Consider the following 5,517-nt stretch of genomic DNA (forward strand, 5'->3'; position numbering starts at 1 on the left):
GGTTCACCCCCGACGGGAGGTCCACCTCCACATCCAGCGCGCTGGCGGCCCCGATCATCACGGACTCAGTCTCATCCGGCTCAAACCCGCTCGCCAACAGCGCCTCGTGGAGTCCCGGCGCGTGGTCATGGCCCCGCGTCTTCCATTCGACCCGCACGATCGCCGGATCCGCACGGTAGAAGGCCAGGGTTTCGGCCACCCAGCGCGCGATCGTGGCCGCGCCCGCTCCGGCCAGATCCTGATAGGTCACGAATCCGCGGCCGCCGGCGAACGTCACCAGACGCAGGGGGCCCAACTGTTCGACGGCGATCGCACTGGGAGTCTCGGCATCGGTCCGGAGTTGCTGGTCGTAAGCCGCAAGGAGCTTCGAAATAGTCATCGGACCCCACGGTACAGCGGGCTGGTTCTCACCGCTGGCCTTATCGGCGCCGGGCACGGTCCACCGGCGGTAAAGTGGCACCGGAAGATTTCCTTCCCGGCCCCGCCACACACCCTTGAAAGGCCCGCTGCAATGAGCATGCTCGGCACCAACTGGAAGATCCACGGAAACGGCAAATCCATCCGCCCGGGCGAAGTCGTCCGGCCCGATGAGCGCCTCGCGTGGCCGCTGACCATCGGCGTGGGGATGCAGCATGTGGTCGCCATGTTCGGCGCCACCTTCCTGGTCCCGATCATCACCGGCATGCCGCCAGCCACGACCTTGTTCTTTTCCGGCATCGGCACCCTGCTGTTCCTGGTCATCACGCGAGGCCGGGTCCCCAGCTACCTCGGCTCCTCCTTCGCGTTCATCGCCCCGATCACGGCCTCGCAGCATCAGTACGGGATCCCCGGAGCCCTGGGCGGCGTGGTCCTGGCCGGCGTCGGACTGGCCATCATCGGTGCCGTCGTGCAGAAGTTCGGCGCGGGCTGGATCAACCGCCTCATGCCGCCGATCGTCACCGGCGCGATCGTGGGCCTGATCGGCCTGAACCTGGCCCCGGCGGCCAAGAACAACTTCGACGCCGCCCCGGTCACCGCCCTTGTCACCCTCGCCGTGATCATCGTCGTCAGCGTCTTCTTCCGCGGCATCCTGGGGCGCCTGAGCATCCTGGTCGGCGTCGTGGCGGGCTACCTCACCGCCGTGATCCGCGGCGAGGTCAACTTCGCCAAGGTCGACGCCGCCGGCTGGGTGGGACTCCCGCATTTCCAGACTCCCGAATTCCACCTCGGCGTCGTCGGCCTGTTCGTGCCGGTGGTGCTGGTGCTGGTGGCGGAGAACATCGGGCACGTGAAGTCAGTTTCCGCGATGACCGGGCAGAACCTCGACGGCGTCTCCGGCCGCGCGCTGATCGCCGACGGCGCCGCGACCGTCCTCGCCGGCTTGGGCGGCGGCTCCGGCACCACCACCTACGCGGAAAACATCGGCGTCATGGCCGCCACGAAGGTCTATTCGACCGCGGCCTACTGGGTGGCCGGCATCTTTGCCGTCGTCCTCAGCTTCTCGCCGAAGTTCGGCGAACTGATCGCCACCGTGCCCGCCGGAGTGCTGGGCGGCGCCGCCACCATGCTGTACGGCATGATCGGCGTCTTGGGCGTGAAGATCTGGGTGCAGAACAAGGTCAACTTCTCCAACCCGATCAACCTCACCACCGCCGCCGTGGCCCTGATTATCGGCATCGCCGACTACACCTGGACCATCGGCGACCTCAAGTTCACCGGCATCGCGCTCGGGTCGGCGGCTGCGCTGGTGATCTACCACGGCATGAAGGCCATCGCGAAGGCCCGCGGCACCGTGGCCGAACCGGAAACCGAAGAACCCGTGCCCGTCGCCGCCGTCAGGGCCGCGGTTAACGCCGCGGCGAAGCGCGCCCCGAAGAAGCGCCGCTAGCCGAACCCGGCGGGACGCACGCACGCGCAGTCGGCCGCAGGCCGCGCGCAGCCGGACGCCCCGCCGGTGTCCCGCACGCCGCGCGCAGCCGGACGCCGACCGTCCCGCCCGCGGCGCGCAAAAGGCCGGCGCCCTCCCACGTTCGGTGACGGGGCGCCGGCCTTCGACTTGGGGCTACCTAGCCGGCGTCGAACGACTCTGCGTCGTCGCGGCCGCGGTCCTTCGGCGACTTGTCCTCCGGCAGGTCGGTGCCGCTGCCGTCGGGGATGCCTGCGGCGTCCTGGCCGGACTCGGAGGAGAAGGGGCGGCCCGGCTCCGGTTCCTCCGTGTTTGCCTCATCCATCTCCGCTTCCGAAGAGGGCACCGCTCCGCCGTTTTCGGCTGCCGCCTCGTTGCCTTGCTCGAATCCTGCTTCAGTGCTTTCGTTTTCCGCGTTCATTTGTTTCTCCGTTCCTCCGAAGCGTCCGGCTCCGGGTTCTCCTGCACTGTCCTGGTCTTCCGCACCAAACTGGCTCAAATCCGGCGCCCCGGCCGGGTATGTTTCGCCGTCGGAGCTGTCTTGGTTGAGTCCCGCCGCGTCGAAGGCCTCTTCGACACGAGGCTGCGTGAAAGCTTTCGCGTCCCCACCGGGTAGTTCCTGCTCCGCGGTGGGGGTCCCGTAGCCGCCCGCCTCTTCCTCGACGGATCTGGCCTGCTGATTGTCCTGAGTCATGTCGTTCCTCCTGCTTTCTGCATTTGGTCGGTCGAATCTGGATCGTCGGGTCTGGGAGCGGAGGGCACCAGAGGCCCTGCCACCCCTAGTCCGTCGGCTGGTCTGGCTGCTTTGAATCACTCACTAGTCCACCTGCCCAAACGTGTCGGTCTATTCTTCCACCGTACCCGAAAATCGTCAGTAAGCTTAGTACTAACGTGAACTTGGACTAGGAGCGACCATGTCACWGGCCGGGGATTCCAGGGATGGGGAAAGCACCACGGGGCGGAACGAGACCTTCGACGAGAAGATGGACCGCAACTGGGCGGAACTGCTGCAGGAACTCCGGGTGCTCCAAACCGGTGTGCAAATTCTGGCCGGCTTCCTGCTGACGCTCCCATTTCAGTCCCGCTTCGAAACACTCGACGGATTCGAGCTGTCGCTCTACCTGTCCAACGTCGTCCTCGCGGCCCTGACCACCGCCTTGATTCTGCTGCCGGTCAGCGCACATCGCCGGCTCTTCCGGCAAGGCCTGAAGGCGACCTTGGTGTCCAGCGCGGACCGGATCGCAAAGGCGGCCCTGGCCGGCGTCGCTCTCCTGAGCGTGGGAACTTCCGCGCTCGTCTTTGACGTAAGCGCCGGACGGGCGGCCGGCCTTACCGCCGGCGCGGTCCTGCTGGCCGTGCTCTTGGTCTTGCTCGTGCTGATTCCCAGCAGGCTCCGCCGCGGGGCCGGCCCGGAATAGGCCGAACCGCGCTACGAAACCGGCGCCTGCGCGTGCGGGTTCGTCAGGCCCCTTCGAGGACCTGGCTGGTGGTCCAGGCCAGGTACTTGGCGGCGTTCGCGACAGCGTCCGCCGGGCTCGGGGCAACGTCCAGGAGCTGGGCGGCCGCGACCACGCCGTGCCGCGCGAGGTCCTCGGGGGTGACCAGGATCCGGCCGGCGACCATGATCACCGGGATACCGAGTTCGCGGGCGGCATCGGCGAGGGCGATCGGCGCCTTCCCGGCCAGCGACTGCGAGTCCAGCGATCCCTCGCCGGTGATCACCAGGTCCGCGTCGGCCAGCTTGCCGGCCAGCCCGGTCAGCCCGGCGACGAGCTGGAAGCCGCCCTCCAGCGAAGCGTTGCTAAAGGCCAGGAACGACGCCGGGAAGCCGCCCGCCGCGCCCGCGCCCGGCACGTTGACGTCGCGGCCGGTGGTCTGCCGCAGCACCGAAGCCCAATTGCGCAGCCCGGCATCGACGACTTCCACGGCGTCCGCGTCGGCGCCCTTCTGGGCGCCGAAGACGTGGGCGGCGCCGTCGGGCCCGTAGAGCGGATTCTGCACATCCACGGCAATCCTGAACGTCACGGTCGCCAGCCGGGGATCCAGGCCGCTGACGTCGACGGCGGCCACCTCGGCGAGCGAGCCGCCGCCCAGGGGCACCACGTTGCCGGCGGCGTCCAGGGGTTTGAGGCCGAGCGCGCGCAGGGCGCCGCTGCCGCCGTCGCTCATGGCCGAGCCGCCCAGGCCCAGCACGATCTCGGTGGCGCCGGCGTCCAGAGCGGCCGCGATCAGCTGCCCGCACCCGTAGCTGTGGGCCCGCAGGGCGTTGGCGGGTGTTGGTTCCATCTGGGCCAGCCCGGAGGCCTGGGCCGTCTCGATGACCGCTGTTGCACCGCCGAAGGAATCTTTGCGGATTGCCCAGGCCGCGCCAACCGGGGCCAGGATCGGACCCACGACCGCGTTCAGGCGCTCCTCGTATCCGGCGGCGACGGCCGCTTCGAGGGTCCCCTCGCCGCCGTCGGCGACCGGGAACTGGACGGTCTCGGCGTCGGGGTAGACACGGAGCGCGCCTTCGGCGATAGCTGCGGCAGCCTCGACGGCGGTCAGGGAGCCCTTGAATTTGTCCGGGGCGATCAGGATACGCATGGCTCCATCCTGCCAGCCGGGTCCGTCAATTCCGTACCGCGACAGGTCAGGGGAACGGTAGTAACGTGGGCCTTTCCGGTCCCCCGGGACCCCCCGTGGACGGCCGGACCAGATCCGGGCCCCCGCGGGCCGGCGCACAGGAGGTAACGGTGAGCGGAATGGACGCAAACGGACGCACCGGCGGCAACCGGCACGGCATCACGGGACTCGTTCTGGTCCGTCACGGGGAGAGCGAAGGCAACGTGGCCGCCACCCGCGCGCGGGAGACGGGGGCGCAAGTCATCAACGTCCCGGCGCGGGACGCCGACGTCGGGCTCTCGGACACCGGCCGGGAGCAGGCACTTGCCCTGGGCCGGCGGCTGGCCGGCGTCCCCCAGCAGAGCCGCGGCGCCGTGTGGTCCTCCCCATACGCGCGTGCCCGCCAGACGGCCGAACTGGCACTGCAGACCGGCGGGTGGCGGGAACAGATCCGGCTGGATGAACGGCTCCGCGACCGTGAGCTCGGAATCCTGGACATGCTGACCTCCGCCGGGGTCGAGGCGCGGCTGCCGCAGGAAGCCGAACGACGGCGGTGGCTCGGGAAGTTTTACTACCGGCCGCCGGGCGGCGAATCGTGGGCCGACGTTGTGCTGCGGCTCCGGTCGCTGCTTGCGGACCTGGACCGGGACCACCCCGGCGAGGAAGTCCTGTTGGTCTGCCATGACGCCTTGATCCTGCTGTTCCGCTACATTTTGGAGGGCTTCACGGAGACCGAGTTGCTGGACATCGCCGCCACGACCAGCGTCCTGAATGCCTCAATCAGCCGGTTTGTGCGGCCAGCCGGGACCGGCGCGTGGCAGCTCGAGAGTTTCAATCTGGCCGACCACTTGGCGGAGCAGGGCGTGGCAGTCACGGAACACGCAGGGGACGCGGATGTCCGCCCCCGTTGAACCGGCTCCCCCGGTACAGATAACCCCGACGCTGTTGCGCGGCTGGCCGCTGCCTGGCGGCGGGTCCAGCAAAAATGACCGCGGCTCGGTGTTGGTGGTCGGCGGCGCGCGCAAGAC

5 protein-coding genes and 1 pseudogene are annotated in these 5,517 nt (G+C 69.0%); 3 read left to right on the forward strand and 3 right to left on the reverse strand.

Translation table 11 applies throughout. The features are described from left to right. Window positions 1-379 (reverse strand): annotated as a pseudogene (locus AB4Y86_RS10930) (GNAT family N-acetyltransferase); the annotation flags it as partial. Between the two features lie 132 nt (window positions 380-511). Here AB4Y86_RS10930 and AB4Y86_RS10935 point away from each other — a divergent pair. Next, the gene (locus AB4Y86_RS10935; protein WP_441402258.1) at window positions 512-1,867 is read left to right on the forward strand and encodes a uracil-xanthine permease family protein; all 1,356 of its coding nucleotides are present in this window, start codon (window positions 512-514) and stop codon (window positions 1,865-1,867) included. A gap of 178 nt (window positions 1,868-2,045) precedes the next feature. Here the strand turns inward: AB4Y86_RS10935 and AB4Y86_RS10940 are convergent, their stop codons facing one another. Next, window positions 2,046-2,579 (reverse strand): hypothetical protein, encoded by a 534-nt coding sequence (locus AB4Y86_RS10940; protein WP_441402259.1) that lies wholly within the window; start codon window positions 2,577-2,579, stop codon window positions 2,046-2,048. A 220-nt stretch (window positions 2,580-2,799) separates the two neighbouring features. Between AB4Y86_RS10940 and AB4Y86_RS10945 the strand changes: the two genes are divergently transcribed. Beyond that, window positions 2,800-3,303, forward strand: a complete 504-nt coding sequence (locus AB4Y86_RS10945) for a DUF6328 family protein (RefSeq protein ID WP_441402260.1) — start codon at window positions 2,800-2,802, stop codon at window positions 3,301-3,303. A 43-nt stretch (window positions 3,304-3,346) separates the two neighbouring features. Here the strand turns inward: AB4Y86_RS10945 and AB4Y86_RS10950 are convergent, their stop codons facing one another. Then, the gene (locus AB4Y86_RS10950) at window positions 3,347-4,471 is read right to left on the reverse strand and encodes a glycerate kinase (protein ID WP_441402261.1); all 1,125 of its coding nucleotides are present in this window, start codon (window positions 4,469-4,471) and stop codon (window positions 3,347-3,349) included. Between the two features lie 158 nt (window positions 4,472-4,629). On the opposite strand from AB4Y86_RS10950, the gene AB4Y86_RS10955 reads away from it, so the two are divergent. Then, a complete protein-coding gene (locus AB4Y86_RS10955) occupies window positions 4,630-5,400 on the forward strand; it encodes a histidine phosphatase family protein (protein WP_441402262.1) in 771 nt (256 codons plus the stop codon). Window positions 5,401-5,517 lie beyond the last annotated feature (117 nt).

Source organism: Arthrobacter sp. 2YAF22_2 (genome assembly GCF_052114645.1).
Taxonomy (GTDB): Bacteria; Actinomycetota; Actinomycetes; order Actinomycetales; family Micrococcaceae; genus Arthrobacter.